We start from the raw sequence: 22619 nt of genomic DNA, 5'->3' as shown, positions 1-22619 counted from the left end.
GGCCGGCAGTAATGGCCTAACGGCCCGCGCGGGCGAACCCCTAACCTTGGCAGCCTGGTTTTCCCGTCCGTAGCGCTTCAAGGAGATCGTTCATGACCCAGCAGCAACCGGTCACACACCTGGCTTTCATCCGCGCCAGCAACGGTCGTTCCGCGGAACTCGGCGTGCGCCTGCGCGACCTGCTCGAGCCGTCGCGACGTGCGCCGGGCTGCCTGAGCTTCAGCGTGCAGCGCTCGCAGGTCGATGCCGACCTGTGGCTGCTCAGCGGCAGCTGGTGCGACCAGCAGGCGATGAGTGGCTATTTCGCCTCGCCCACTCTCGACGTGTTCGGGGAGCTGGTGCAGGAGCAGGTGGTCAGCAGCCTCGACCTGCATACTTTCGCCTAGCGTGTAGAATGCCGCCCTCGATCACACAGGCGCAGAGCGACATGGCACGTAGAGAATTCCCCCACTTCGAAACGGTTTCGGCAATGGTTCCGGTGCAAGGCGGCGGCTACCACGCGGCGATCGCCGTGAAGGCCCTGGGCATGGGGGGCGCGCCGCGCTTTCACAAAGTGCTGGATGGGCAGGTGTTCCAGTCGGCGATCACCGCCGACGAGGCCGCGTGTGCCGAACTCGAACGCCTGCAGGGCGTGAGCGAGGAAGGTGAACTGATCTTCTGATCAGACCTGTGGGCGCGCCATCTTGAACAACTCGCCCAGCGCAAAGTAGTCGGCCGGGCCGCCGCCACGCAGGATCGGCTCGGCGGCGGCGGTGTCGTAGATACCGTCTTTCAACAGGTGCTCGGCAATGTGCACCGCCACCACCTCGCCGAGGATCAGCCAGCTGGGCACCGGCTCCTGGTCCGCACGCTTGAGCTGGACGATCTGGCTGACCTTGCATTCGAAACTCACCGGGCTTTCGCCGACACGCGGCACCTTGACCACCTTCGAGGCGGTCGGGGTGAGGCCGCTGAGCACGAACTCGTCGACATCCGCCGCCACGGCGGCGCAGCTCTGGTTCATTCGCTCCGCCAGTGGGCGGGTGGCCAGGTTCCAGACGAACTCACCGGTCTGCTCGATGTTGTTCAGGCTGTCTTTGCGCCCGACGCTGCAGAAACCGATGATCGGAGGGATGTAGTTGAAGGCGTTGAAGAAGCTGTAGGGCGCCAGGTTCAGACGGCCTTCGCGGTCGTGGCTGGAGATCCAGCCGATGGGGCGTGGGCCGACGATGGCGTTGAACGGGTCGTGGGGCAGGCCGTGGCCTTTTGCGGGTTCGTAGTAGTACATCTGCGCAAGGCCGCGAGGCCCTTCCTGGTGGGGGACAAGGCGCCTAGTGTGCCAAGGCTTGGCCCGGCTGCAAATGATCAAGCCCGGCCGAAGCCGGGCTGGTTGCACGCATCAGCGATCAGCTGATGCGGTGGCCGTTGGTGCGGTCGAAGCCATCTTCGGCGAAGCGCTGGCCGCCGGTGCGGTCGAAGCCGTCTTCTGCGAAGCGTTGGCCGCCGGTGCGGTCGAAGCCGTCTTCGGCGAAGCGTTGGCCGCCGGTGCGGTCGAAGCCGTCTTCTGCGAAGCGTTGGCCGCCGGTGCGATCGAAGCCGTCTTCTGCGAAGCGCTGGCCGCCGGTACGATCAAAGCCATCTTCTGCGTAGGTGGCCGATTGGCTCTGCACGGCAGCGAAGGTGTGGGCGCCGGTACGATCGAAGCCGTCTTCGGCAAAGGCACCAGTGGTCAGAACAGAGAGGGCGAGGGTGAGGATCAGTTTGTTTTTCATGGTCGTTGCTCCGGTGAGTTGCTAGGGGTTGTTGTTTCTATGGGTTCAATGCTACGCCTATAAAATCGATAAAAAAGCGCAAAAAATAGCGCATACGAATCTGTTTATTCGATTGTTTAGGGTGCGGCTATCCCTGGCCTGCAGTGGGCATCGCGTGTGGCGTGCAGCACGACCGCCAATGAATTTTCCAGTTCGACAAAGATGAAAGGCGGAAATTAATGGGGAGTTAAGGGCACGCGAGCCTGGGGATTAAGCAATCAACGGATTTTTCATGCGGCTCAAACCGATTTTTCAGGCTTCGCTCGCCACCATCGCCGCACTTGAACCCCTGGAGCGGCACACCCATGAACAAACTCCCGCAAATCACCTTGGCCTTCTGGGTCATGAAGATCTGCGCCACCACCCTCGGCGAGACGGCCGGCGACCTGCTGTCGATGACCCTGGACATCGGCTACGCCATGAGTTCGCTGTTGCTCATCAGCGTGTTCCTGGTGACCCTGGTCACACAGCTCTACTCACGCCGTTACCACCCGATGCTGTACTGGCTGGTGATCCTCTCCACCAGTACCGCCGGTACTACCATGTCCGACTTCATGGACCGGACCCTGGGCCTGGGCTACGCCATGGGCTCGGCACTGCTGATCGGCATTCTCCTGCTGACCTTTGCCCTGTGGCGCCTGAGCGGCAACCCGCTGGACGTCAGTCGCATCCGCAATCGTGGTGGCGAGCTGTTCTATTGGGTTGCGATCCTGTTCTCCAACACCCTGGGCACCGCCCTGGGCGATTACCTGGCCGATGATTCCGGCCTGGGCTTCGCTGGTGGCGCGCTGCTGATCGGCTCGGCGATCGCGCTGGTGGCCGCAGCCCGCTACTGGACGAAGATCTCGGGCGTCGTGCTGTTCTGGATCGCCTTCGTTCTCACTCGTCCGTTCGGTGCCACGCTGGGCGACGTGCTGACCAAGTCACACGAGAAAGGCGGGTTGGACTTCGGCACAGTGGGTTCTTCGCTGGTGCTTGGCGGCGTGCTGCTGGTACTGGTGCTGATGGCCACCTATTACCAGCGTCGCGAGCCGCAGCGGGTGGCCGAGCTGTCGTAACCATGGATTGGCCGGCTTGACCGGCCTTGCTCAGATCTCTTGAGTATTGATCCTGTAGCGGGTGCTGCGCCCACCGCCGGGCAGGCGAACCAGGCAGTGCTTGTCCAGCAGGTCGGAAAGGTGTCGGGTGGCCGTGGCCTTGGAGACCTTGGCCACCGCCTGGTACTGGCTGGCGCTGATACCGGCCTCGAACCCGCGAGGCCCACCATCGAGCAGGCGGTTGAGCACCTTGACCTGTTCGGGCAACAAGCCGTCGCCACGATGGATCAGCCAGAAGCGTGCCTTGGCCAGCACCCGGTCGATGCGCACCAGCGCTTGCTGGAGGCTGCGCAGCAAGGTGGCAAGGAACCAGGCCAGCCACTGTGTGACGTCCAGGCCGCCGCGCTGGCTGCTTTCAAGGACTGCGTAGTAGCCGGCCCGGTCTTCCAGGATGCTGCTGGACATGGCGTAGAAACGGACCGCCCGTTGCTCGCCCTGGGCCAATGCCAGGTCTGTGATGGCGCGGGCCAGACGGCCATTGCCATCGGCGAAGGGGTGCAAGGTGACGAACCAGAAATGGGCGAGCCCCGCGCGTAGCAGGGGGTCGAGTTGCCGATCGCTGCGGCTGTTCTCGAACCAGTCGAGAAACTGCCGCACCCGCTGCTCCAGGCCGGTACGCGGCGGTGCTTCGAAATGCACCCTGGGTTTGTCGATACGCCCCGACACCACTTGCATTGGAGCATCGTCGCGCCATTCACCGACTGGCAGGGGCGGTGCGAGTGAATCGTCATGTTCGGGGAACAGCCAGCAGTGCCACAGGAACAGGCGTTGCTGATCCAGTGGCCGAACATAGCCCATGGCCGCGTCCACCATCAGTTCGGCCAAGCCCTCGCTGCGTGTCGTGGTCGTCCCCGGCTCAGCGATGCCGAGCCGGCGGGCCAGGGAAGAGCGAACGGACTCTACATTGAGCTGCTCGCCCTCGATGGCCGAGGACGTGACAATGTTCTGCAGCAGGGTATCGAGCGTATCGAGGTTGGCATTGGCCTCGGTCACCGCCCCCGCTCTGCCCAGCAGGCAGCCCTGCGCCTGGACGCAGTCCCTGAGCAAGGTTGCCAATTGCGACGCATCCCAACGAAAGTCGGGCCAGTCGGCCTGCTGCCAGACCCAGGCGGTGTCTGCAGCCGTGTGCGCTTTTGGGTTCATGAGCCAAATAATAGCGCCATTCGGCTCAGTATGTGAGCCGAATGGCGCTATTATTCGGCTCACAATCCATTAAAAAGGGGCGCCCGGTCATCCGGAGCGCCCCTTTTCACGTTCGGCGAGCAGGGATCAGTCGGTGGTGATCCGCGAATGCTGCTTGGTGTCCTTCATGGTCGCGTAAACCAGCAGCGAACAGGCGATGCAGGCGGTGACGTACCAGTAGAAGCCGGTCTCCATGCCGATGCTCTTGAACCACAGGGCCACGTACTCGGCGGTGCCGCCGAAGATCGACACGGTCAGTGCGTACGGCAGGCCGACGCCCAGGGCGCGGATCTCGGTCGGGAACAGCTCGGCCTTGACCACTGCGTTGATCGAGGTGTAGCCGCTGACGATGATCAGCGCGGCCATGATCAGGAAGAACGCGCCCCACCAGGTCTGGATGGTGTGCAGGGTGCTGAGGATCGGCACGGTGAAGAGGGTACCAAGCACGCCGAAGGCGATCAGGATCGGGCGTCGGCCGATCTTGTCGGACAGTCCGCCGATCACTGGTTGCAGGCACATGAACAGGAACAGCGTGGCCGCCGAGATGGTGGTCGAATCGCTGATGCTCATGCCCACGGTGTTGACCAGGTACTTCTGCATGTAGGTGGTGTAGGTGTAGAAGGCCAGGGTGCCGCCCATGGTCAGGCCGACCACGGTCATCAGCTCCTTGGGGTGACGCAGCAGGGTGCGCATCAGGTTTTCCTTGGACTTCTCCTTCTTGGTGAAGGACGCGGTCTCTTCCATGCCGCGGCGCAGGTACAGGGCGACCACCGCGCACAGCGCGCCGATCACGAACGGTACGCGCCAGCCCCAGGCATACAGCTCCTCGGTGGTCAGGGTGTTCTGCAGGACGATCAGCACCGCCAGGGCGATGAGCTGACCCGAGATCAGGGTGACGTACTGGAAACTGGAGAAGAAACCACGGCGTTCCTTGCTGGCCATCTCGCTGAGATAAGTGGCCGAGGTACCGTACTCACCACCTACCGACAGGCCCTGCATCAGGCGGGCGACGACCAGCAGGATCGGCGCGGCGACGCCGATGGTCTCGTAGCCCGGCGTCAGGGCGATGACCAGGGAGCCTGCGCACATCAGCAGCACCGAGGCCATCAGTGCCGCCTTGCGGCCCTTGCGGTCGGCATACAGGCCCATCAGCCAGCCACCGATCGGGCGCATGAGGAAGCCCACGGCGAAGATCGCGGCGGTGTTGAGCAGTTGGGCGGTGGTGTCGCCGGCGGGGAAGAAGGCCTTGGCGAAGTACAGCGAGAATGCGGCGTAGACGTACCAGTCGTACCATTCGACCATGTTGCCGATGGAACCACTGAAGATCGATTTGAGGCGGCTGGCGGTGGACTTTTGCGCGGCGGGCGCAACGGCCGCCCCGGTGGGCAGAGTGCTGGCGTTATCCATCAGGGATACCTTCTCGTTGTTTTTGTGGAGCGCGCTCGAGGCGCAGCTTGAGAAGGGTTTTGCAGGAGGTGTGCCAGATGAGTGCGTGGTGATCCATTCGAGGGCGTCGCGGGGCAAGCCTGCTTCCACGCAAAGCCTGTGCCGCCTGCGTTTCAGGGACCTTCGTGGGAGCGGGCTTGTCCCGCGATGAGGTGTGAAACAACGGCACCAGATAGGCGGTTTTCCGCTTGTTGGCCTGGGTTGCTGAGCAATAATCCGCTCATTCGCGCTCAAGAAAGTCCTCTCTCACCAACCCATGGCGCTGCATCTTTTCATTGAGTGTGCGTCGCGGCAGTTGCAATGCCTCCATCACGCCCTTGATTTCGCCCTTGTGCTGGCGCAGTGCTGCGCGCAGGCACTGGGCTTCGAACGATTCCATCTGCTCGACCAGGGATTGCCCGCCGGACTCGATCTCCAGGGCCGGCGAGCCCAGCCCCAAGGCATGTCGTTCGGCGGCATTGGCCAGCTCGCGCACATTGCCCGGCCAATCGTGGGCCAGCAGGCGCGCCAGCTGCACGCCGCTCAGCGGCGGGGCGCTGCGCCCGAGGCGTTCGGCGGCGGCGCGGGCGAAATGCTCGAACAGCAGCGGGATGTCCTCACGCCGTTCGCGCAGCGGCGCCAGGCGCAGCTCGGCGACGTTCAGGCGGTAGGCCAGGTCTTCGCGAAAGCGCCCGGCGCGAGCTTCCTCAAGCAAGTCCGGCTTGGTCGCGGCAATGATGCGCAGGTCGACGCTGATGCTCTGGTTGGCGCCCAGCCGCTCGAGCTTGTGCTCCTGGATCACCCGCAGCAGCTTGGCCTGCTGGGCCAGGGGCATGCTCTCGATTTCGTCGAGGAACACGGTGCCGCCATTGGCGTACTCCAGTTTGCCGATACGCTTGCCCTGGGCACCGGTGAACGCGCCGCTCTCATGGCCGAACAGCTCGGCCTCGAACAGCGTCTCGGGAATGGCCGCGCAGTTGAGCGCGACGAAGGGCTTGTCGGCGCGCGGGCCGAAGTCATGCAGGCAACGCGCCACGCGCTCCTTGCCGCTTCCGGTTTCGCCACGAATCAGCACGTTGACCGGCAGGCCGGCCAGCTCCAGCACCTGGCGGCGCAGTTGCTGCAGCCCTTGGGACATGCCCAGCAGGGTGTTCTCCAGTTGCGCCTTGAGGTCGGCCTGTTCATGCAGGCGGCGGTTCTCCAGGACCAGCTGGCGCTTTTCCAGGGCGCGGCGCAGGCTGCCCATCAGGTGTTGCGGGGTGAAGGGTTTTTCCAGGAAGTCATAGGCGCCATTGCGCATCGCTTCCACGGCCATGGGCACGTCGCCATGGCCGGTGAGCAGGATCACCGGCAGGTCGGGGTCGCTCGCCTGCAACCGTTCGAGCAGCTGCAGGCCGGACATGCCGGGCATGCGCACGTCGCTGAGGATCACCCCGGGGAAGTGCGGCTCGAGCCTGTCCAGGCAGTCCTCGGCGCGGGCGAACAGCTGCACGCTGAAGCCCGACAGGCTCAGCCATTGTTCCACCGCGGTGCGGATGCTCGCTTCGTCGTCGACGACGATCACCGAATTCAACATACAGGCTCCAGGTCGCGGGGCAGGGTGAGGCTGAAGCGGGCACCGCCCGGCAGGTTCTCGACCTGCAGGCGGCCACCGGCGTCGATGACGATGCCATAGGAGATGGCCAGGCCCAGGCCCAGCCCTTCGCCGACCGGCTTGGTGGTGAAGAACGGATCGAAGACCCGGTCCAGGTCGCAGTCGAGGATGCCGCCACCGGAATCGAGCACGCTCAGGCGCCACTGCGCATCGTCGGCCTCGATGCGGATCTCCAGGCGTTTGTAACGCTTGTCGGCCATGGCGTCGATGGCGTTGCGCAGCAGGTTGATCAGCACCTGCTCCAGACGGATCGCGTCACCGCGTACCCAGGCCGGGCGCGCCAGGTACAGCGCCACTTCGACGCCTTCGGCGCGGATGCGGGTGTCCAGCAGGTGCAGCGCCTGGTCGACCACCGTGGCCAGGTCCAGGCGCTCGCGCAGGCCGCCGGGGCTGTTGCGGGCGAAGGTTTTCAGGTGGCCGGTGAGCGCGGCCATGCGGGTCAGCATCTGCTCCAGCGGTTCCAGGGCCTGGCGCGCTTCGTCATGGCGGCCATGGTCGAGGAGCAGGCGCAGGGTTTCCAGCTGCATGCGCTGAGTGGTCAGCGGCTGATTGATCTCGTGGGCCAGGGCTGCCGACATCTGCCCCAGTGCCGCTAGTTTGGCCGATTGCACCAGGCCTTCCTGGGCGGTATGCAGTTCGCGGGTGCGCTCCTCGACCAGGCGCTTGAGCTCTTCGCGGCTGCGTTGGCGCAGGCGGGCCAGGCGCAGGCGCTGGCTGACGAACAGCACGGCGAACACCAGGCTCAGCCAGATTGCCGCAGCGGCGAGGGCGGCGTTGCGCCCGTCCTCGGCGACCTGCGGCTTGCGCAGCAGGTGCAGGGTCCAGCCTTCGGCCTCCAGGGGCAGGCGCTCCCACAGGTACTCGGCGGTGCCATCCGGGCCCTGGACGCGGGTCAGGTGGCTGGTGTCGGTGAAGCGGGTCAGGGCCTGGTGCTGCAGGGGCACCAGCGGTTGCTTGTCGTACTGGCGGGTTTCGGCCAGTTCGGCGCGGTCGGCGCCGGACAGCGGTTGCAGCTCGCGGTAGCGCCAGCCGTCCTGGTTGGCGATGAAGGTGATGCCGCGGGCATCGCTGACCAGCAGGATATCGCTGCCCTGGCGCCACTCGCGCTCGAGCTCGGGAAACTCCAGCTTGACCACCATGGCGCCAAGGAAGCGGCCGTGTTCGTCGTTCACCGCGCTGGACAGGAAGTAGCCCGGCACGCCGCTGGTCACGCCGACGGCGTAGAAGCGGCCGCTACCCTGGCTGCGGGTCTGCTTGAAATAGGGGCGAAAGCCGTAGTTGGAGCCGACGTAGGTGGTCGGCAGGCGCCAGTTGCTGGCGGCGATGGCCAGGCCCGTGCGGTCGAGCAGCTCCAGGGTGGAGGAGTTGGCGGCGCCGTTGATGCGTTCGAGCTTGCGGTTCAGGGCGTCCTGCACCGGCTCGGTGACCGGTCCGCGCAGGGCGGCGATCAGCTCCGGATCCAGCGCCAGCACCGCGGGCAGGGCGCGGTAGCGCTCGATCAGGGTGTGCAGGGCGTTGGCATACAGGCCCAGTTGCTCGCTGGCCCGGCGGGCGTCGGTTTCCATGGCCTGGCGCTTGGCCTGGTGCATGGCCCAGCCGGCGCTGAGGGTGGTGCCGACCAGGATCAGCAGGATGATCAAACCCAGGCGCAGGGCGCGGAAGGATGAGGGCATGGGGCGGATCCGGGATCTCGGTTGTCTGTGCCGGCCTCATCATGGGCAAGCCCGCTCCCACACAGGACATGCATAACCCTGTGGGAGCGGGCTTGCCCGCGAAGGGGCCGAACCTGCTTAACGCAGCTCGAAGCTCTGCTGCTGCACCGCCTGCGAGTCGAGGCCGATCTGCACATTGAACTGGCCAGCTTCGGCGACGTGCTGCAGTTGGCCATTGTAGAACTTCAGGTCCTGCTCACTGATGTCGAAGGTCAAGGTTCGCGCTTCGCCGGCCTTGAGCATGACTTTCTGGAAGTTCTTCAGTTCCTTGACCGGGCGGCTCATCGACGCGCTCTGGTCCTGGATATACAGCTGCACCACGGTCTCGCCGTCGCGCTTGCCGGTGTTCTTCACCGTCACCCTGGCCTGCAGGGTGCCGCCACGCTTGAGTTCCTTCTGCGACAGCGCCAGCCCCGACAGCTCGAAGCTGGTGTAGCTCAGGCCGTAGCCGAACGGGTACAGCGGGCCGTTGGGTTCCTCGAAGTACTGCGAGGTGTAGTTGCCCGGCTTGCCCGGGGTGAACGGGCGGCCGATGCGCATGTGGTTGTAGTACATCGGGATCTGCCCGACCGAGCGCGGGAAGGTGATGGCCAGGCGACCGGACGGGTTGTAGTCGCCGAACAGCACGTCAGCGATGGCGTTGCCGCCTTCGGTGCCGCTGAACCAGGTCTCGAGGATGGCGTCGGCCTGCTCGCGCTCCCAGGCGATCGACAGCGGACGGCCGTTCATCAGCACCAGCACCAGGGGCTTGCCGGTGGCCTTCAGCGCCTTGATCAGGTCACGTTGCACAGCCGGGATCTCGAGGGTGGTACGGCTCGACGATTCGTGGGACATGCCACGGGATTCGCCGACCACGGCCACCACCACATCCGACTGCCTGGCGGCCTTGACCGCTTCGTCGATCAGCACGGCGGCCGGGCGTGGATCATCGACGATTTCCGGCGCGTCGAAGTTGAGGAAGTTCAGGTAGTCGAACATGGCCTTGTCGCCGGTCACGTTAGAACCCTTGGCGTAGACCAGCTTGGCCTTGCCCTCGACGGCGCGGCGCAAGCCCTCGCGCACGGTGACCGAGTGCTGCGGTTTGCCGTCGGCGGCCCAGCTGCCCATCATGTCGATCGGCGCATCGGCGAGGGGGCCGACCAGGGCGATGGTGCCGGACTTCTTCAGCGGCAGGGTCTGCTCGCGGTTTTCCAGCAGCACCAGGCCACGGCGTGCCACGTCGCGAGCGGCGTCACGGTGCAGGCGGTCGTCGGCGTAGTAGTCCTTCAGGTCGGTATCGGCCTTGGGAATGCGTACATAGGGGTCCTTGAACAGTCCCATGTCGTACTTGGCGCCCAGTACTTCACGCACCGCCTGGTCCAGCTCGGCCTGGCTGACTTCGCCGGACTTCAGCAGCCCAGGCAGTTCCTCGCCGTAGAGGGTGTCGTTCATGCTCATGTCGATGCCGGCCTTGATCGCCAGCTTGGCCGCTTCGCGGCCGTCGCGGGCCACGCCATGGCGGATCAGTTCCTGGATGGCGCCGTGGTCGCTGATGGTCACGCCCTTGAAGCCCCACTCCTTGCGCAGCAGGTCGTTCATCAGCCAGGTGTTGGAGGTGGCCGGCACGCCGTTGATCGAGTTCAGCGCCACCATCACCCCGCCGGCACCGGCGTCGAGGGCGGCGCGGTAGGGCGGCAGGTAGTCGTTGTACATCTTCGGCAGGCTCATATCGACCGTGTTGTAGTCGCGCCCGCCCTCCACCGCGCCATACAGGGCGAAGTGCTTGACGATGGCCATGATGCTGTCGGCGTTGGCCGGGCTCGAGCCCTGGAACGACTTGACCATCACCTGGCCGATTTTCGAGGTCAGGTAGGTGTCCTCGCCGAAGCCTTCGCTGGTGCGGCCCCAGCGCGGGTCACGGGCAATGTCGACCATCGGCGCGAAGGTCATGTCCAGGGAGTCGGCGGCGGCCTCGATGGCCGAGGTGCGGCCGACCTTGGCGATGGCGTCCATGTCCCAGGACGAGGCCAGGCCCAGGCCGATCGGGAAGATGGTGCGTTCGCCGTGGATGGTGTCGTAGGCGAAGAACATCGGGATCTTCAGGCGGCTGCGCATGGCCGCGTCCTGCATTGGCCGGTTCTCGGGGGCGGTACGCGAGTTGAAGGTGCCACCGATGCGCCCGGCGGCGATTTCCTCGCGGATCTTGTCGCGGGGCATCTCGGGGCCGATGCTGATCAGGCGCAACTGGCCGATCTTCTCGGCCTCGGTCATCTGGCCGACCAGATGGTCGATGAACGCCTGCTTGTCTTGCAGGGGCGCGGCGGTGGGGGCGGCAAGGGCCGCCTGACTGGCAAGGCCCATGGCCAGGCCCAGCAAAGACAGTTTCATCATCAATTCCGTTGTCGAGTGATAAGCGGCTGGCCGAGACGTTTCGTACGCCTGTTGTTGTCGCGTCCGCTGGCGGTTCTGTGGATCATTCATCCATGATCCGGCGCAGTCGCGGATTATGCCTTATATGAGGCGTTTGTTGAGATACACTCTCGCCCACCCGATTGCCGGGATAACAACGATAAGAACGCTCGAGAGACGAAGGCATGACCGAATACGAACAGCGCCAGATCGCCGAGGCGATCGCCCGCGCCGAGCGGCGTACCGATGCGGAACTGGTGACCGTGCTGGCCCGCCGCGGCGACGACTTCCCCTATTTGCCGTTGCTCTGGGCGGCCCTGTTGGCCTTGCTGATCCCCGGCGCGTTGCATTTGTGGCTGGGCGGTATTGGCGTCAACGGCCTGCTATTGGCGCAGATGCTGACCTTCATCAGCCTCTGTCTGCTGCTGCGCCACCCGCGCCTGGCGGCCTGGGTGGTGCCGTCGGTGCTGCGGCGCCGGCGTGCGTCGGGGCTGGCCCGCCAGCAGTTTCTCGAGCTCAATCTGCAGCGTACCGCCGGTGCCACGGGGGTGCTGATCTTCGTCAGCGAAGCCGAGCGTCATGTCGAGATCCTGGTCGACGAAGGCATTGCCCGGCACCTGCCGGAGCAGGCGCGCGAGGCGATCGTCGCCCGCTTCACCGACCAGGTGCGCCAGGGCCATACCCTGCAGGGGTTCGTCGAATGCATCGAGGCCTGCGGTGAGCTGCTCAGCGAACACGTGCCGCCCACCCATGCGCGCAATGAGCTGCCTAACCGCTTGGTGATTCTCGACTGATTCTTGTGGTCTGAATCAATGCCTGTTGTCGTGGGAGCGGGCTTGCCCCGCGAACACCGGCGAAGCCGGTGTCATGCATCGAGTTATCGGTTTCGCGGGCAAGCCCGCTCCCACAGGGGTTCGCGATGGCCGGACATCAACGTAGAATGCCCGGCATTGCGCATAGCGCCCCCCGCATTCCGAGGCACCCGTTCCCATGTCGTCCCCTTCTTCCGCCCCCACCGCGCCGGACGCGCGTGCCCAGTTCCTGAGCCTGCTCGCCGATGCCCTGGCCGATGGCAGCCTGAGCAAGCTGGTGCTGGCCCGTCATGTCGGCGCCGACCAGACCCTGCAGCGGATCATCGCCAAACCGGTGCAGATCAAGGGCCAGGCCTGTCTGTCGCTGGTCTACCGTCACCAGACCCGCGACATCACCCGCAACCTGGGGCTGGACCCGGCGTTGGCGCTGGTGGCCGAGCTGCTGCCGGAGAGCTTTCGCAATGCGCACCTGTTCACCGCCGCCGGCGAGGTGCAACTGGAGTTCAGCAAGAAGGGCAAGCCGATGCTGCGCCGCCATCTGGCCCAGGCCCAGCCGGCGCCACGCGAGACGGGGGCTGGCGGGCACGACCGCGAGAAAAAGCGCTACCTGGAACTGTCACGACCCTTCCTGCGCGACCTGGGAGTGACCGACGCGCAAGGCGCGCTGATCCCGTCGATGTCGCGCAAGTGGAAGCAGATCAACAAGTTCATCGAAGTCTTCGACCATGCCTTGAGCGGCGCGCCGGTGGACGAACAGCAGTGCCTGAAAGTCGCCGACTTCGGCTCGGGCAAGGGATACCTGACCTTCGCCATGCACGACTACCTGCGCAATACCCTTGGGCGTGAGGCGCAGGTCACCGGTGTCGAGTTGCGTGCGGACATGGTCGAGCTGTGCAACGCCGCCGCCGCGCGTCTGGAGCATCCGGGCCTGGTGTTCGAATGCGGTGATGTGCGTAGCGTAGTGCCTGATGCCATCGACGTGATGATCGCCCTGCATGCCTGCGACATTGCCACCGACTACGCCATCCACACCGGCATTCGCTGCAACGCCGCGATCATCATGTGCTCGCCGTGCTGCCACAAGCAGGTTCGTCCGCAACTGCGCAGCCCCGGCTTGTTGCAGCCGATGCTGCAGTACGGGCTGCACCTGGGGCAGCAGGCCGAAATGCTCACCGACAGCCTGCGGGCGCTCTATCTTGAGGCCTGTGGCTACGAGACCAAGGTGTTCGAGTTCATCTCGCTCGAGCACACCAACAAGAACAAGATGATTCTTGCGGTCAAGCGCCGACAGCCCCAGGACAATGCGGCGTTGCTGGAGAAGATCGCCGAACTCAAGGCGTTCTATGGGGTACGCGAGCATTGCCTGGAAACCCTGCTGCAGGCGGATGGCCTGATTGCTGGGTGATTGAACCTACAGCACCTTCCCAGTTTCGGTTAGGCCCTTTCCGAAAGAGTCTTTCTGAGCCTGTTGCAGCCTCCCTGGCACCTAGTCTGGCTTGTGGTGACGCCCGTCGGCGTTGCATGGTTGTCACTTGACAACCTTTTTTTCATGCCCATACTGGAGCTCAATCGATGGCCCGTCCTCTCCATCCAAACAAGGAAGTCGAGCAGTCCCTGGTTCACGCTGAGGCGCAGGGCTGGAAAGTCACGGTGCGGGGTGGCCATTGCTGGGGGCGGATCTATTGCCCCAACAACGACCGCGAATGCCGCTGTGGCGAGTTCTGCATCACCAGCGTGTGGAGCACACCCAGAAATCCGGGCACCTTCGCTCGCCAGTTGCGCCGGGTCGTGGACAACTGCACGTCGATGCGCGGGATCGTCAATCAGCCAGTGGAGCGAAAGTGATGGAGTACGAATTCACCCTCAAGTACCAATTGCACGACGGCGTGGACGTCGATGCACTGATCGAGCTTCTGGGAGAGGCCGGTTGCGATGACGCGGTGGTCGGTAGCGGTCAGCCCGGCCGCCTGGCGCTGGCCTTTGCCCGCGAGGGGAAGTCTGCATGGGAGGCGATGCACAGCGCCCTGGAGAATGTCCGGCAGGTCTTGCCGGAGGCCCGCCTGATCGAGGCCTGTCCCGACCTGGTCGGCCTGACCGATGTGGCGGCGCTGGTGGGGGTGTCCCGGCAGAACATGCGCAAGCTCATGCTCACGCATCACCGCACTTTCCCGGCCCCGGTACATGACGGCAGCCTTTCGCTCTGGCACCTGGCCGACATCCTGGCCTGGATGCAGGAGCGGGGTACCCACGCCGTTGCCCAGGCGCTCCATGAACTGGCTGTCGTGGCGATGCAGGTGAATGTCGCCAGGGCACAGGAGCGGGTGGCGAGCGGCAGGTGATGCAGTCCATTGCATCATCGCCGTTGCGCAGGATCAGAAGAACCGGGTCACGCTGATCTTGGCATTGCGCCCCTGGGTGTAGGCGTTCTCGCCTGACAGCTCCGGCCGGATGGCCTTGTTGAACAGGTTGTCCACGGTCAGGTTGACCTCGGTGCCCTTGAGGTACGGCTGCTGCGGTTTCCAGTTGGCGAACAGGCCGTGGATCTGGTACTTCTCGTTGCCGAAGTTGTCGTAATAGCGGTCGCCGAGGGCACTGGCCGGGCCCTCGAAGTACTTGTCACTGGGCAGGTGGTGGGTGGCGCCGACGAACTGTGCGGTCCAGCCGACACGGGCGTCCCAGGACGGAATCTTGACCCCCAGGGTGGTGATCCATTTCGGCGCCGGCACATCCTTGGCCCACACGTCGGGGCCCCAAGGATTGGTGTAGGCGCCCTCGTGGCGGCCTTCCATCCACGAGTACGAAACCGCCCCGAACCAATAGGTGGCGTCGTAGAAGGTCTCGATCTCGAAGCCCTTGTAGGTCACGTCACCGATATTGCGGTAGTTGCCCATCAGTCCGTCGCCGCAGGTGTTGGCGATGGTGCCGCCGTTTACCAGCTGTTCCTGGCAGCCGATGCCGGTGGCCTTGAAGATCTCGTCAGTGACCTTGTTGTGGAATGCCATGGTGCGAATCTGCGCGCTGTCACCCTGGCTGAACACGTTGGTGAAGGTGCTGATGCTCCCCACCCGTACACCGGTAATGCGCTCGGGGTCGAGGTTGCGGCTGGTGGCGGTGCGGCTGCCGACACCCTGCACTTCATACTGTTCATCAAGCACCGGGGCGCGCCAGGTCTTGCTGTAGTCGGCGAACAGCGCGGTCTGCTCGTTCATTTTCCAGAACAGCGACAGACGTGGCGACCAACCGCTGTAGGTCTTGTCGCTGTAGTCGTGGCCAGCCGCCGGATTGTTGTAGTACGGCGCCTGGTTGGGCTTGCCCTCGTTGGTCACGTGATCGTAGCGCAACGACGGGGTGACGGTCAGGTCGCCGAAGGTGATGGCGTCCTGCAGGTAGTAACCTTGGCTGTCGACCTGGCCGCTGGGCATGAAGTACGGCTGGTAGTGGCCATAGTTGTACTTGGGTACTTCGTAGGTCTTGCCGGGCATCCACATCTGCGTGTCCCGGTCATGGCGGCGCACCTGCACGCCGGCGGTGAAAGCATGTTCCAGGGGGCCGGTGAGGAAGGTGCTGGTGTTCTTCACATCGAGCATGCGGTCCTTGTACTCGGTATCCATCTTGCGCCCACCGGTGGCGGGCTGGAAGAACGCCGTAGCGTCGCGCTCATCGGTCTGCTTGGTGTCCGATTCGGAGTACTTCACCTGCAGGTCCACCCACGGGTTCTCGATCGGTTGGTACTTGTAGGTGGCCGACCAGGTGGTGTCGATGGTGCGGCGGTTGGCCAGGAAACGCTTGAGGGCAGCTTCGTATCCGTATTTCTTGATATCCGCCGCGGTGGGCGGTGTGCTGAAGGCGGTCGATGAGAACGTGGTCCAGCGCTGGCTTTCCGATTGCGCCCAGGACAGTCCCAGGCTGTGCTCGTCGGTGAAATGGATGTTGGTCTTGAGCAGGGCGCCGTCCAGGTCCAGGGCACTGTAGGGAATGCGCTGAGGGTTGATCGGCCATTTGCCGGTGGGGTCGGGCAGGCTATCGGCCATCTTCAGGTTGCCGCCATCGCGCTTGGTGTAATACACCAGGCCGTCGATGCGACCGTCGTCGGTACGGCCGAACAATGCCGAGCTGTAGATCTGCTGGTGGTCGTTGCTGCCATAACCGTATTTGAGCATCGCACCGCTGTTGCGACCCTCCTGCAGCAGGTCGCCGGCGTCCTTGGTCTCCATGTTGACGCTGCCGCCGAAACCGCCATTGCCGGTCTTGACCGAGTGCGGTCCTTTTTCGACCTCGATGTGTTTGATCAGCTCGGGCTCGATGAATATGGTGCCTTGTTGATAGCGCTCGAAGCCGCTTTTGGGCGCACCGTCGAGGGTCATCGGCACGTCCTCGGCGTCGCCGAAGCCCCAGATGTTGATGGTCTGGCCGCCGGGCTTGGACGAGCCGCCCATGTTCACGCCCGGCAGGGTCGCCAGCACGCTTGGAATGTTGCTGGGCTGGTAGCGGTCGATCTGCTCCTGGTCGAGGGTCGAGCGCCCGACGTTGCCTGCGTCGACTTGCTGGCCGTCACCGACGATGCTCACGGCCCCAAGTTGCAGGCTGTTGTCGGCAGTCGGGTCGTCCTCGCGCAGGCGCACCACGTAGGTGTTGCCCATGCGCACGACACTGAAGCGGCTGCCCAGCAGCAGGCGCCCGATGGCCGCCTCGGCCTCGAAGTCGCCCTTGAGCGCCGGTGCCTGGGCGCTGCCGAGCAGGGCCTCGTCGAACAGCAACTGGACCTTGGCCTGCTGGGCCAACTGGCTCAGCGAGCGGGCCAGCGGTTGCGCCGGCAGGTCGAAGGGTACCGGCGCGGCTTCGGCGGCCAGGCTCATGGCCAGGCACAGGGCCAGCAGGGTAGGTCGGGCAGGCAGGCAGTGCAATGGACGCAACGCGGACAACATGGATTCCCCCAAACGGCAAAAGGCCGGAAAAAGCCCGCCATCACGCGGCAGGCGGGGAGGAAGACGCGGCGTTGCGACAAAACCTCACCTGCGAATGATAAAAATTCTCAAATTATTTTTAGCGTCGCTCTATGCGCAGGCGCCCGTCGGCGAGCAAGGTGGTCTTGACCGGCAACAGCGCGGGCAGGGCATTGAGCAGGGCGTCCGGATCGTGCACGTCGAGATTGCCGGACACCTTGTAGTGGCCGAGCGCCGGATCGGCCAGCACCACCGGGGGCTGGCGATACAGGCCGAGCTCGTCGACCAGGCTGGCCAGTTCGCGGTTGCGGAAGCTCACATGGCCCTCGCGCCAGTCGGCGACCTGCTGCTCGCCGAGTTCGTGGCGGGTCAGGCTGCCGCGGGCCAGGTCGTAAGTGGCGCCCTGATGGGCACCAAGCAGCACGGGCGGGTTCCGCTCACCTGGTGTATCGAACGCCACCTGGCCATGGGCGACCGCCACCACCAGCTCGCGCTCGCCACGACGCAGGTCGAAGCCGGTGCCGACCACGCGTACTCGGCCGCTGCCGGCGTCGACGAACAGGGGGCGCTCCTTGTCCGGCGCCACCTCGATGTACAGCTGGCCGTGATCGAGATGGATCAGCCGGCGCTCGGCGCTGAAGTCCAGGCGCAGGCGGGTCTGGGCGTTGACGAAGAGCTGGCTGCCGTCGGGCAGTTGCAGGGTCTGCAAGGCCTGGCCGGCGGCGATGCGCTGGCTGAAGGCGGTGCTGCCCGCCCCCAGGTTGCCCGCCAGCACCGCGCAGAGCAGGGCCGCCGCGGTTGCCAGGGCCGGGCGCCAGCGTGGCGCGCGGCGTACCGGCAAGGGCACGGGGCGGTTGGCCTGCTTGAGCGCGGCCAGGTCATCCCACAACTGCTCGAACTGGCGGTAGGCGCGGGTGTGCTCGGGCGTCTGCATCCACAGGGCGAACGCCTTGCGCTCCTGGCGCGACGGCTGGTTGCGGTTGCGGCTGAACCAGCTCGCCGCCTGGGCGTCGATCGGGCGCGGGTCGAGCTCGTCGGTGGGGGTCATGGGAACTGCTCCGTGCCGTTGTCACTGTCCAGGCGTTGCTTACATTGCAGCAGGGCGGCGGCGATGTGCTTCTCGACCATGCTGACGGAAATGTTCATGCGTTCGGCGATCTGGGCCTGGGTCAGGCCTTCGAAACGGTGCAGCATAAGGGCTTCGCGGCGTCGCGGCGAGAGTTCGCTGAGCACCTGGCGCAATTGATTCAGCCGTTGTTGCTGTTGGGCATGGTCCAGCGGGTCATTGGCCGGTGGTTCATGTGCTTCGGGCAGGTTGTCGTCGGCCAGCACCGCGTGGCGGACTTTCTGCCGTCGCCAATGGTCGCTCAGCAGGTTGCGCGCCACCTGGAACAGGAACGCGCGGGGCTGCTCCACCTTGGCCCGGTCCCGGTAGCCCAGCCACTGGGCGAACACATCCTGGGTCATGTCAGCGGCATCGCTGGCATTGTCCATGCGCTTGCGCAGGAAATGCAGGATGTCGGCATAGAAACCGTGGGCGACAGGGTCGGGCTTGGGGCGCTGCATGCACGCTTTCCGGGCTGGCGTGGAGGAAAGGGTGCGGATCTTATCGAGAATTATTTACATTTGCAAAGTTGCCGATTCAATGTCGACGAGCGTGACTGGCGGGCACGGTAATCGCCAGTTCGGCCAACCCCAGGGGATGACTGGCTGAATCGAAGAAATGCAGGGGAATTTGGTCAAGATCGGCGAAACGGTCGATAAAGTGCTGCTTCTGGTTGATGATCGAGGCCTCGCTCAATGGCCGGATGGCGATGGCCAGGTGCCGGGGCCGTGCCTGGCGGATGGCCTCGAGCAGGTGCTGGTCGCTGGCGTCCAGATGCTGGCCGAACAGGCACAGGCCACCCTGTTCGCGGGCCAGCTGGCCCAGGCTCCAGGACAGGTAGTCCGAGTGGCGGATGGCGCGCAGTTTGTCCTCGCTGCGGCTCTCGTTGACGAACAGCGGCACTTCGCCGGGGATGTTGACGGCGAAGCCTTCCAGCAGTTCGGCCTGCTCCGCGCTGCGCTGGCGAGTGCTGCCGTCGGGCAACTTGAGCAGGTGCATGCCGCCATGCAGGTGCAGCACACGAATGCCTTCGACCTGGCTGCGGCGCACATCGAAGAAACCCTGCTCGTCGAACAGGCTGGCGAAACCTTGCGCATCCTGGGCCATGGCCCAGGGCAGGATCAGGTCGTAGTTGCTGGTGTAGACGGTGCGGTACTGGCGCAGCGCCTGGTTGATGGCCGTGCGCGCCGCGTCGGGGAACAGCGGCCAGGGCAGGTGCACGGCGCGCACCGCGTGGATCAGCGCTTCCTTGATCGAGTAATAGCGGTTAAGCGGCGCGGTGGAGTTGATCGCCAGTGCGGCGTTGGCCCGTACCGTGGTGTTCAGGGTGCTGAGCACTGGCTCGAACAGCTCGCTGCCCAGGGCCTTGAACAGCGCCTGGTCGCTCACGCCCAGCGCCTTGTGTCGCACCTGCTGGGCTTGCTCGAACAACGAGAAGTAGCCGAACGGTTTCCACAGCGCGCGGCTGGCGCCGTTGCCCAGCAGCAGGGCCGTGCTGGGGTGGCGCTGGTTGAGGTCGGCCCAGGAGGGCAGGTGGGCGTCGAGAGCGGGCATGGGCGGTCCGTTGGGTGTGGCGGAAAACGCCGGGGACTTTAGCATGTCATGCAGAGTGTGCGAGGCTTGCGCCTTCAAGGACTGCACCGTTGACCTTGCCGGCGTCTTCCGGAGGCCGGCCCCGATCTGCAAAGGACTCCCCATGTACAAGCCCCTTCTCCTGGCCACCCTGCTGGCGAGCACTGCCGCCCATGCCACTGACGGCAAGGCCCTCGCCAGCGCCCAGGACATTCCTCATCCGGCCGTGATCGCCCATCGCGGCGCCTCGTTCGACGCGCCCGAGTCCACCACCCCCGCCTACCTGCTGGCCCGAGAGCTGGGCGCCGACTACCTGGAAATGGACCTGCAGCGCACTCGCGATGGCGTGCTGGTGGTGGTCCACGATGATGTGCTGGCCCGCACCAGTGATGTCGCGGAACGTTACCCCGAGCGCAAGGCCAGCCCGGTCAGCGCCTTCACCCTGGCCGAGCTCAAGGCGCTGGACGCCGGCAGCTGGTTCAACAAGGCCTATCCCGAGCGTGCCCGGGATGCGTTCAAGGGCCAGCGCATCCTGACCCTGGACGAGGTGATCGACATTGCCGAAGGCAACCCCGAGCGTCACCCCGGCCTGTACATCGAGACCAAGGAGCCGGCCCAGTTCCCCGGCATCGAGCAGGACCTGAAGAAGCGCCTCGAAGCCCGCGGCTGGCTCGACAAGCCGGGCCGGGTGGTGTTGCAGACCTTCGACCGCAACAGCCTCAAGCTGCTGCACGAAGCCATGCCGCAGGTGCCGAAGATCCTATTGCTGTGGGTGGCCAAGGGCAGCATCGAACCGGCCTCCGGGCAGGACTTCGCCGAGTCCGGCGAGCAGGACAAGTCGGCCTTCTACGCCCGTCAGCAGCCAAAGGACCGCGCCGAGTTCGAGCGCTGGCTCGACTACGCCAAGGCCGGCGGCGCCATCGGCACCGGCCCTTCGGCGATCCGCACGCACCTGGGCGAGCAGAGCTATTCCGACTTGATCCAGCCCTGGATGAACCAGGCCAGCCATGCCAAGGGCCTGCTGGTGCATGTGTACACCCTCGACGAGGCGGTGGACTTCGACAAGGCGATGAAAGCCGGCGTCGATGGCATCTTCACCAACCGCGCCGCTGAGCTGATGCGCTTCTATGGCAGGCCGTTGCCGCAGAACGAGGGCCAGTTGCTGCGCAAGCTGGGTTACTGATCGACAAGATGATTGCTAGTGTCCTGTCTCGGAAATAAGCTGTTCACTTTTGGCGGCGTCTTGGGCGCCCGGCCGGCGTTGCCACTCCTCGCCATAGCCCTGCTATGACTCGTCGCGGCGCCTTGGCCGAACACCCAAGCCACTCGCCAAAAGAGAACGTATTCCCGAGACAGGACACTAGCGATGGCCGAATGACATGTGTGAGAATGATAGGGATTCCTATTAACGGCCCTCGCCACATCCGCAATGACCTCCCTTTCCAGCGTTTGGCGCGCCCGGCCGGCCCTCAAGGCGGCCGTCGACGATCTGCTCGCCCATTACAGCGATCTGCGCCGCTACCTCTGCGGGCGGCTGCGCAATCCTGACGACGCCGCCGACATTGCCCAGTCCAGCTTCGCCCAGGCTTATGCCCATGCGCTCAACGCACCGGTGATCAATGCCCGTGCCTTGTTGTTCCAGGCGGCGCGCAACCTGTGCATCGACCAGTACCGCCGGCGCAGCACCGAACTGGCGGCGCTGGAAGACTGGCTGGCGCGGGCCGATCGGCTCAGCCCCAGCGTGGAAGAGATCATGATCGCGCGCGAACAGCTGCAGCACCTGATCGCCCGCATCGAACGCATGCCCAGGCTGCGTCGCGAGGTGTTCGTCCGCGTGCGCCTGCACGGCTACAGTCATCGAGAGGTGTGCGAGGCCCTGGCGCTGTCGGCCAAGTCGGTCGAGCTGCATATCGCCCGGGCGGTCTTCGACCTGTCCGAGCTGCGCCTGGCGAGCCGTCATGACTGAGCCGGCCGCGCCGCGCAAGGTGCAGCAGGCGCTGGTCTACCTGGCGGCGCTGCAAGGGGACGATCCGGAACGCGTGCGCAAGACTCACGGCCTGGCGCAGCGCTGGCGCGGGCGCAGCGTTGAGCATGAGCGCGCCTGGCTGGAAGCCGAGCAGCGCTGGCAGATGGTTCACCGCCTCGCGCCGCAACTGCGTGGCGCGTTGCAACCGCAGGCCTGCGATGTCGGTCGTCGGCGGGTGCTGCGCCAGGGCGGCGCGCTGGCCGTGCTGCTGGCCGCAGGTGGCTGGCTGGGCTGGATGTACAAGCGCACCGCGCCGCTCCACCACGACCTGCAGACGGCCCACGCGCAGGTGCCGCAGGCCCTGGCACTGCCCGATGGCAGCCAGTTGCTGGTGGCGGCCGAAAGCAACCTGCGCGTGCGTTTCGATCATGGCCAGCGCCAGGTCCTTCTGCTGCACGGCAACGTGTTCTTCGATGTCGCCCATGAGCTGTGGCGACCGTTCCTGATCAGCACGCGCCTGGGCGTGGTGCAGGTGCTGGGCACCGCCTTCACGGTCAGCAACCGTGGCGACCGGGTCCAGGTGGCGGTGGCCAGGGGACGGGTCCAGGTGCGCGACCTGCAGGGAGGCGAGCAGGTGCTGCAGGCCGGCGAACGCATCTGCCTGGATGGCCAGGGACGGCTGGGCAGCTTGCGTAGCGGTGGCCGGTTCGGCCCGGACCTGGCGCACTGGCAGCGGGGATGGTGGTCGTTCACCGACCAGCCGCTGGTCGAGGTGATCGGCGAGCTCAATGCCTATGTCGGGCGGACCGTCCGGGTCGATCCGGGGGTGGCCAACCTGCGCTTGACGGGCAGTTTCCCGAGCGACCGCCCCGAGGTGTTGCTCGAAGCGTTGCCGGGGATCCTGCCGGTCAGGCTGCTGGAACAGGGGGCGCAGCGCCTGGTCGCACCGCGCTGAAATCCCGCGAAATTGTTT

The 22619-nt window shown here is 65.1% G+C and carries 21 protein-coding genes; 10 read left to right on the top strand and 11 right to left on the bottom strand.

What is annotated here, in order from left to right; translation table 11 throughout:
* Positions 1 to 92: 92 nt before the first annotated feature.
* Together K2O50_RS21270 and K2O50_RS21265 are read left to right on the top strand one after the other, a co-directional pair.
* Positions 93 to 386 carry a putative quinol monooxygenase gene (locus K2O50_RS21270; RefSeq protein WP_050703928.1) on the top strand — a complete coding sequence of 98 codons (294 nt, stop codon included), beginning with the start codon at positions 93 to 95 and terminating at the stop codon, positions 384 to 386.
* An 8-nt stretch (positions 387 to 394) separates the two neighbouring features.
* Positions 395 to 661 (top strand): hypothetical protein, encoded by a 267-nt coding sequence (locus tag K2O50_RS21265; RefSeq protein ID WP_050703929.1) that lies wholly within the window; start codon positions 395 to 397, stop codon positions 659 to 661.
* Here K2O50_RS21265 and K2O50_RS21260 read toward each other — a convergent pair whose 3' ends face one another.
* Both K2O50_RS21260 and K2O50_RS21255 read right to left on the bottom strand, forming a co-directional pair.
* Positions 662 to 1267 (bottom strand): flavin reductase family protein, encoded by a 606-nt coding sequence (locus K2O50_RS21260; RefSeq protein ID WP_050703930.1) that lies wholly within the window; start codon positions 1265 to 1267, stop codon positions 662 to 664. It lies immediately after the preceding gene.
* Positions 1268 to 1385: 118 nt separating this feature from the next.
* Positions 1386 to 1751 carry a hypothetical protein gene (locus K2O50_RS21255; RefSeq protein WP_050703931.1) on the bottom strand — a complete coding sequence of 122 codons (366 nt, stop codon included), beginning with the start codon at positions 1749 to 1751 and terminating at the stop codon, positions 1386 to 1388.
* Between the two features lie 344 nt (positions 1752 to 2095).
* Here K2O50_RS21255 and K2O50_RS21250 point away from each other — a divergent pair, with 344 nt between their 5' ends.
* Complete coding sequence (locus K2O50_RS21250; protein WP_050703932.1) at positions 2096 to 2848, top strand: hypothetical protein; 753 nt, start codon at positions 2096 to 2098, stop codon at positions 2846 to 2848.
* A gap of 30 nt (positions 2849 to 2878) precedes the next feature.
* Here K2O50_RS21250 and K2O50_RS21245 read toward each other — a convergent pair whose 3' ends face one another.
* The 5 genes from K2O50_RS21245 to bglX all read right to left on the bottom strand — a co-directional run bounded on the left by K2O50_RS21245 (position 2879) and on the right by bglX (position 11230).
* Positions 2879 to 4030 (bottom strand): Fic family protein, encoded by a 1152-nt coding sequence (locus K2O50_RS21245; protein ID WP_050703933.1) that lies wholly within the window; start codon positions 4028 to 4030, stop codon positions 2879 to 2881.
* A gap of 126 nt (positions 4031 to 4156) precedes the next feature.
* Complete coding sequence (locus K2O50_RS21240) at positions 4157 to 5476, bottom strand: MFS transporter (protein WP_050703934.1); 1320 nt, start codon at positions 5474 to 5476, stop codon at positions 4157 to 4159.
* A 259-nt stretch (positions 5477 to 5735) separates the two neighbouring features.
* Positions 5736 to 7070 carry a sigma-54 dependent transcriptional regulator gene (locus tag K2O50_RS21235; RefSeq protein ID WP_050703935.1) on the bottom strand — a complete coding sequence of 445 codons (1335 nt, stop codon included), beginning with the start codon at positions 7068 to 7070 and terminating at the stop codon, positions 5736 to 5738.
* Positions 7064 to 8821 carry an ATP-binding protein gene (locus K2O50_RS21230; protein WP_050703936.1) on the bottom strand — a complete coding sequence of 586 codons (1758 nt, stop codon included), beginning with the start codon at positions 8819 to 8821 and terminating at the stop codon, positions 7064 to 7066. The genes K2O50_RS21235 and K2O50_RS21230 overlap by 7 nt, the downstream gene beginning before the upstream one ends.
* Before the next feature lie 117 nt (positions 8822 to 8938).
* Entirely contained in the window at positions 8939 to 11230 is a 2292-nt protein-coding gene (bglX, locus tag K2O50_RS21225) for a beta-glucosidase BglX (RefSeq protein WP_050703937.1), read from the bottom strand.
* A 203-nt stretch (positions 11231 to 11433) separates the two neighbouring features.
* Between bglX and K2O50_RS21220 the strand changes: the two genes are divergently transcribed.
* From K2O50_RS21220 to K2O50_RS21205, 4 genes are all read left to right on the top strand, one after another.
* On the top strand, positions 11434 to 12042 hold the full coding sequence (locus K2O50_RS21220; protein WP_050703938.1) for a TPM domain-containing protein: 609 nt from the start codon (positions 11434 to 11436) through the stop codon (positions 12040 to 12042).
* Positions 12043 to 12238: 196 nt separating this feature from the next.
* A complete protein-coding gene (locus tag K2O50_RS21215; RefSeq protein ID WP_050703939.1) occupies positions 12239 to 13465 on the top strand; it encodes an SAM-dependent methyltransferase in 1227 nt (408 codons plus the stop codon).
* A gap of 167 nt (positions 13466 to 13632) precedes the next feature.
* Complete coding sequence (locus K2O50_RS21210; RefSeq protein WP_050703940.1) at positions 13633 to 13905, top strand: hypothetical protein; 273 nt, start codon at positions 13633 to 13635, stop codon at positions 13903 to 13905.
* Positions 13905 to 14399, top strand: coding sequence for an AlpA family transcriptional regulator (locus tag K2O50_RS21205; protein WP_050703941.1), 495 nt, complete (start codon positions 13905 to 13907; stop codon positions 14397 to 14399). The genes K2O50_RS21210 and K2O50_RS21205 overlap by 1 nt, the downstream gene beginning before the upstream one ends.
* A 33-nt stretch (positions 14400 to 14432) precedes the next feature.
* Here the strand turns inward: K2O50_RS21205 and K2O50_RS21200 are convergent, their stop codons facing one another.
* The 4 genes from K2O50_RS21200 to K2O50_RS21185 form a co-directional block, all read right to left on the bottom strand.
* Positions 14433 to 16985: a TonB-dependent receptor gene (locus K2O50_RS21200; protein ID WP_050703942.1), complete on the bottom strand. Its 2553-nt coding sequence runs from the start codon at positions 16983 to 16985 to the stop codon at positions 14433 to 14435.
* A 118-nt stretch (positions 16986 to 17103) separates the two neighbouring features.
* Positions 17104 to 18051 carry a FecR domain-containing protein gene (locus K2O50_RS21195; RefSeq protein WP_050703943.1) on the bottom strand — a complete coding sequence of 316 codons (948 nt, stop codon included), beginning with the start codon at positions 18049 to 18051 and terminating at the stop codon, positions 17104 to 17106.
* Positions 18048 to 18569 carry an RNA polymerase sigma factor gene (locus K2O50_RS21190; protein WP_050703944.1) on the bottom strand — a complete coding sequence of 174 codons (522 nt, stop codon included), beginning with the start codon at positions 18567 to 18569 and terminating at the stop codon, positions 18048 to 18050. The genes K2O50_RS21195 and K2O50_RS21190 overlap by 4 nt, the downstream gene beginning before the upstream one ends.
* A 76-nt stretch (positions 18570 to 18645) precedes the next feature.
* The gene (locus K2O50_RS21185; RefSeq protein WP_050703945.1) at positions 18646 to 19662 is read right to left on the bottom strand and encodes a DUF4917 family protein; all 1017 of its coding nucleotides are present in this window, start codon (positions 19660 to 19662) and stop codon (positions 18646 to 18648) included.
* Positions 19663 to 19804: 142 nt separating this feature from the next.
* Here K2O50_RS21185 and K2O50_RS21180 point away from each other — a divergent pair, with 142 nt between their 5' ends.
* The 3 genes from K2O50_RS21180 (at position 19805) to K2O50_RS21170 (ending at position 22601) form a co-directional block, all read left to right on the top strand.
* Positions 19805 to 20863 carry a glycerophosphodiester phosphodiesterase family protein gene (locus K2O50_RS21180; protein WP_050703946.1) on the top strand — a complete coding sequence of 353 codons (1059 nt, stop codon included), beginning with the start codon at positions 19805 to 19807 and terminating at the stop codon, positions 20861 to 20863.
* Positions 20864 to 21109: 246 nt separating this feature from the next.
* A complete protein-coding gene (locus K2O50_RS21175) occupies positions 21110 to 21646 on the top strand; it encodes an RNA polymerase sigma factor (RefSeq protein ID WP_050703947.1) in 537 nt (178 codons plus the stop codon).
* Positions 21639 to 22601, top strand: a complete 963-nt coding sequence (locus K2O50_RS21170; RefSeq protein ID WP_050703948.1) for a FecR family protein — start codon at positions 21639 to 21641, stop codon at positions 22599 to 22601. The genes K2O50_RS21175 and K2O50_RS21170 overlap by 8 nt, the downstream gene beginning before the upstream one ends.
* Positions 22602 to 22619 lie beyond the last annotated feature (18 nt).

It is taken from the genome of Pseudomonas sp. 2hn (assembly GCF_019646095.1).
GTDB lineage: Bacteria > Pseudomonadota > Gammaproteobacteria > Pseudomonadales > Pseudomonadaceae > Aquipseudomonas > Aquipseudomonas peradeniyensis.
The sequence above is the reverse complement of the archived record's forward strand: the minus strand, read 5'-3'. Positions and strand labels throughout refer to the sequence as shown.

Coding starts and splice junctions, on each gene's coding strand:
- K2O50_RS21250 (WP_050703932.1), top strand. CDS start 2,096: ATGAACAAACTCCCGCAAATCACCTTGGCCTTCTGGGTCATGAAGATC.
- K2O50_RS21230 (WP_050703936.1), bottom strand. CDS start 8,821: ATGCCCTCATCCTTCCGCGCCCTGCGCCTGGGTTTGATCATCCTGCTG.
- K2O50_RS21170 (WP_050703948.1), top strand. CDS start 21,639: ATGACTGAGCCGGCCGCGCCGCGCAAGGTGCAGCAGGCGCTGGTCTAC.
- K2O50_RS21235 (WP_050703935.1), bottom strand. CDS start 7,070: ATGTTGAATTCGGTGATCGTCGTCGACGACGAAGCGAGCATCCGCACC.
- K2O50_RS21255 (WP_050703931.1), bottom strand. CDS start 1,751: ATGAAAAACAAACTGATCCTCACCCTCGCCCTCTCTGTTCTGACCACT.
- K2O50_RS21210 (WP_050703940.1), top strand. CDS start 13,633: ATGGCCCGTCCTCTCCATCCAAACAAGGAAGTCGAGCAGTCCCTGGTT.
- K2O50_RS21215 (WP_050703939.1), top strand. CDS start 12,239: ATGTCGTCCCCTTCTTCCGCCCCCACCGCGCCGGACGCGCGTGCCCAG.
- K2O50_RS21245 (WP_050703933.1), bottom strand. CDS start 4,030: ATGAACCCAAAAGCGCACACGGCTGCAGACACCGCCTGGGTCTGGCAG.
- K2O50_RS21195 (WP_050703943.1), bottom strand. CDS start 18,051: ATGACCCCCACCGACGAGCTCGACCCGCGCCCGATCGACGCCCAGGCG.
- K2O50_RS21240 (WP_050703934.1), bottom strand. CDS start 5,476: ATGGATAACGCCAGCACTCTGCCCACCGGGGCGGCCGTTGCGCCCGCC.
- K2O50_RS21220 (WP_050703938.1), top strand. CDS start 11,434: ATGACCGAATACGAACAGCGCCAGATCGCCGAGGCGATCGCCCGCGCC.
- K2O50_RS21205 (WP_050703941.1), top strand. CDS start 13,905: ATGGAGTACGAATTCACCCTCAAGTACCAATTGCACGACGGCGTGGAC.
- K2O50_RS21180 (WP_050703946.1), top strand. CDS start 19,805: ATGTACAAGCCCCTTCTCCTGGCCACCCTGCTGGCGAGCACTGCCGCC.
- bglX (WP_050703937.1), bottom strand. CDS start 11,230: ATGATGAAACTGTCTTTGCTGGGCCTGGCCATGGGCCTTGCCAGTCAG.
- K2O50_RS21260 (WP_050703930.1), bottom strand. CDS start 1,267: ATGTACTACTACGAACCCGCAAAAGGCCACGGCCTGCCCCACGACCCG.
- K2O50_RS21265 (WP_050703929.1), top strand. CDS start 395: ATGCCGCCCTCGATCACACAGGCGCAGAGCGACATGGCACGTAGAGAA.
- K2O50_RS21185 (WP_050703945.1), bottom strand. CDS start 19,662: ATGCCCGCTCTCGACGCCCACCTGCCCTCCTGGGCCGACCTCAACCAG.
- K2O50_RS21190 (WP_050703944.1), bottom strand. CDS start 18,569: ATGCAGCGCCCCAAGCCCGACCCTGTCGCCCACGGTTTCTATGCCGAC.
- K2O50_RS21175 (WP_050703947.1), top strand. CDS start 21,110: ATGACCTCCCTTTCCAGCGTTTGGCGCGCCCGGCCGGCCCTCAAGGCG.
- K2O50_RS21270 (WP_050703928.1), top strand. CDS start 93: ATGACCCAGCAGCAACCGGTCACACACCTGGCTTTCATCCGCGCCAGC.
- K2O50_RS21200 (WP_050703942.1), bottom strand. CDS start 16,985: ATGTTGTCCGCGTTGCGTCCATTGCACTGCCTGCCTGCCCGACCTACC.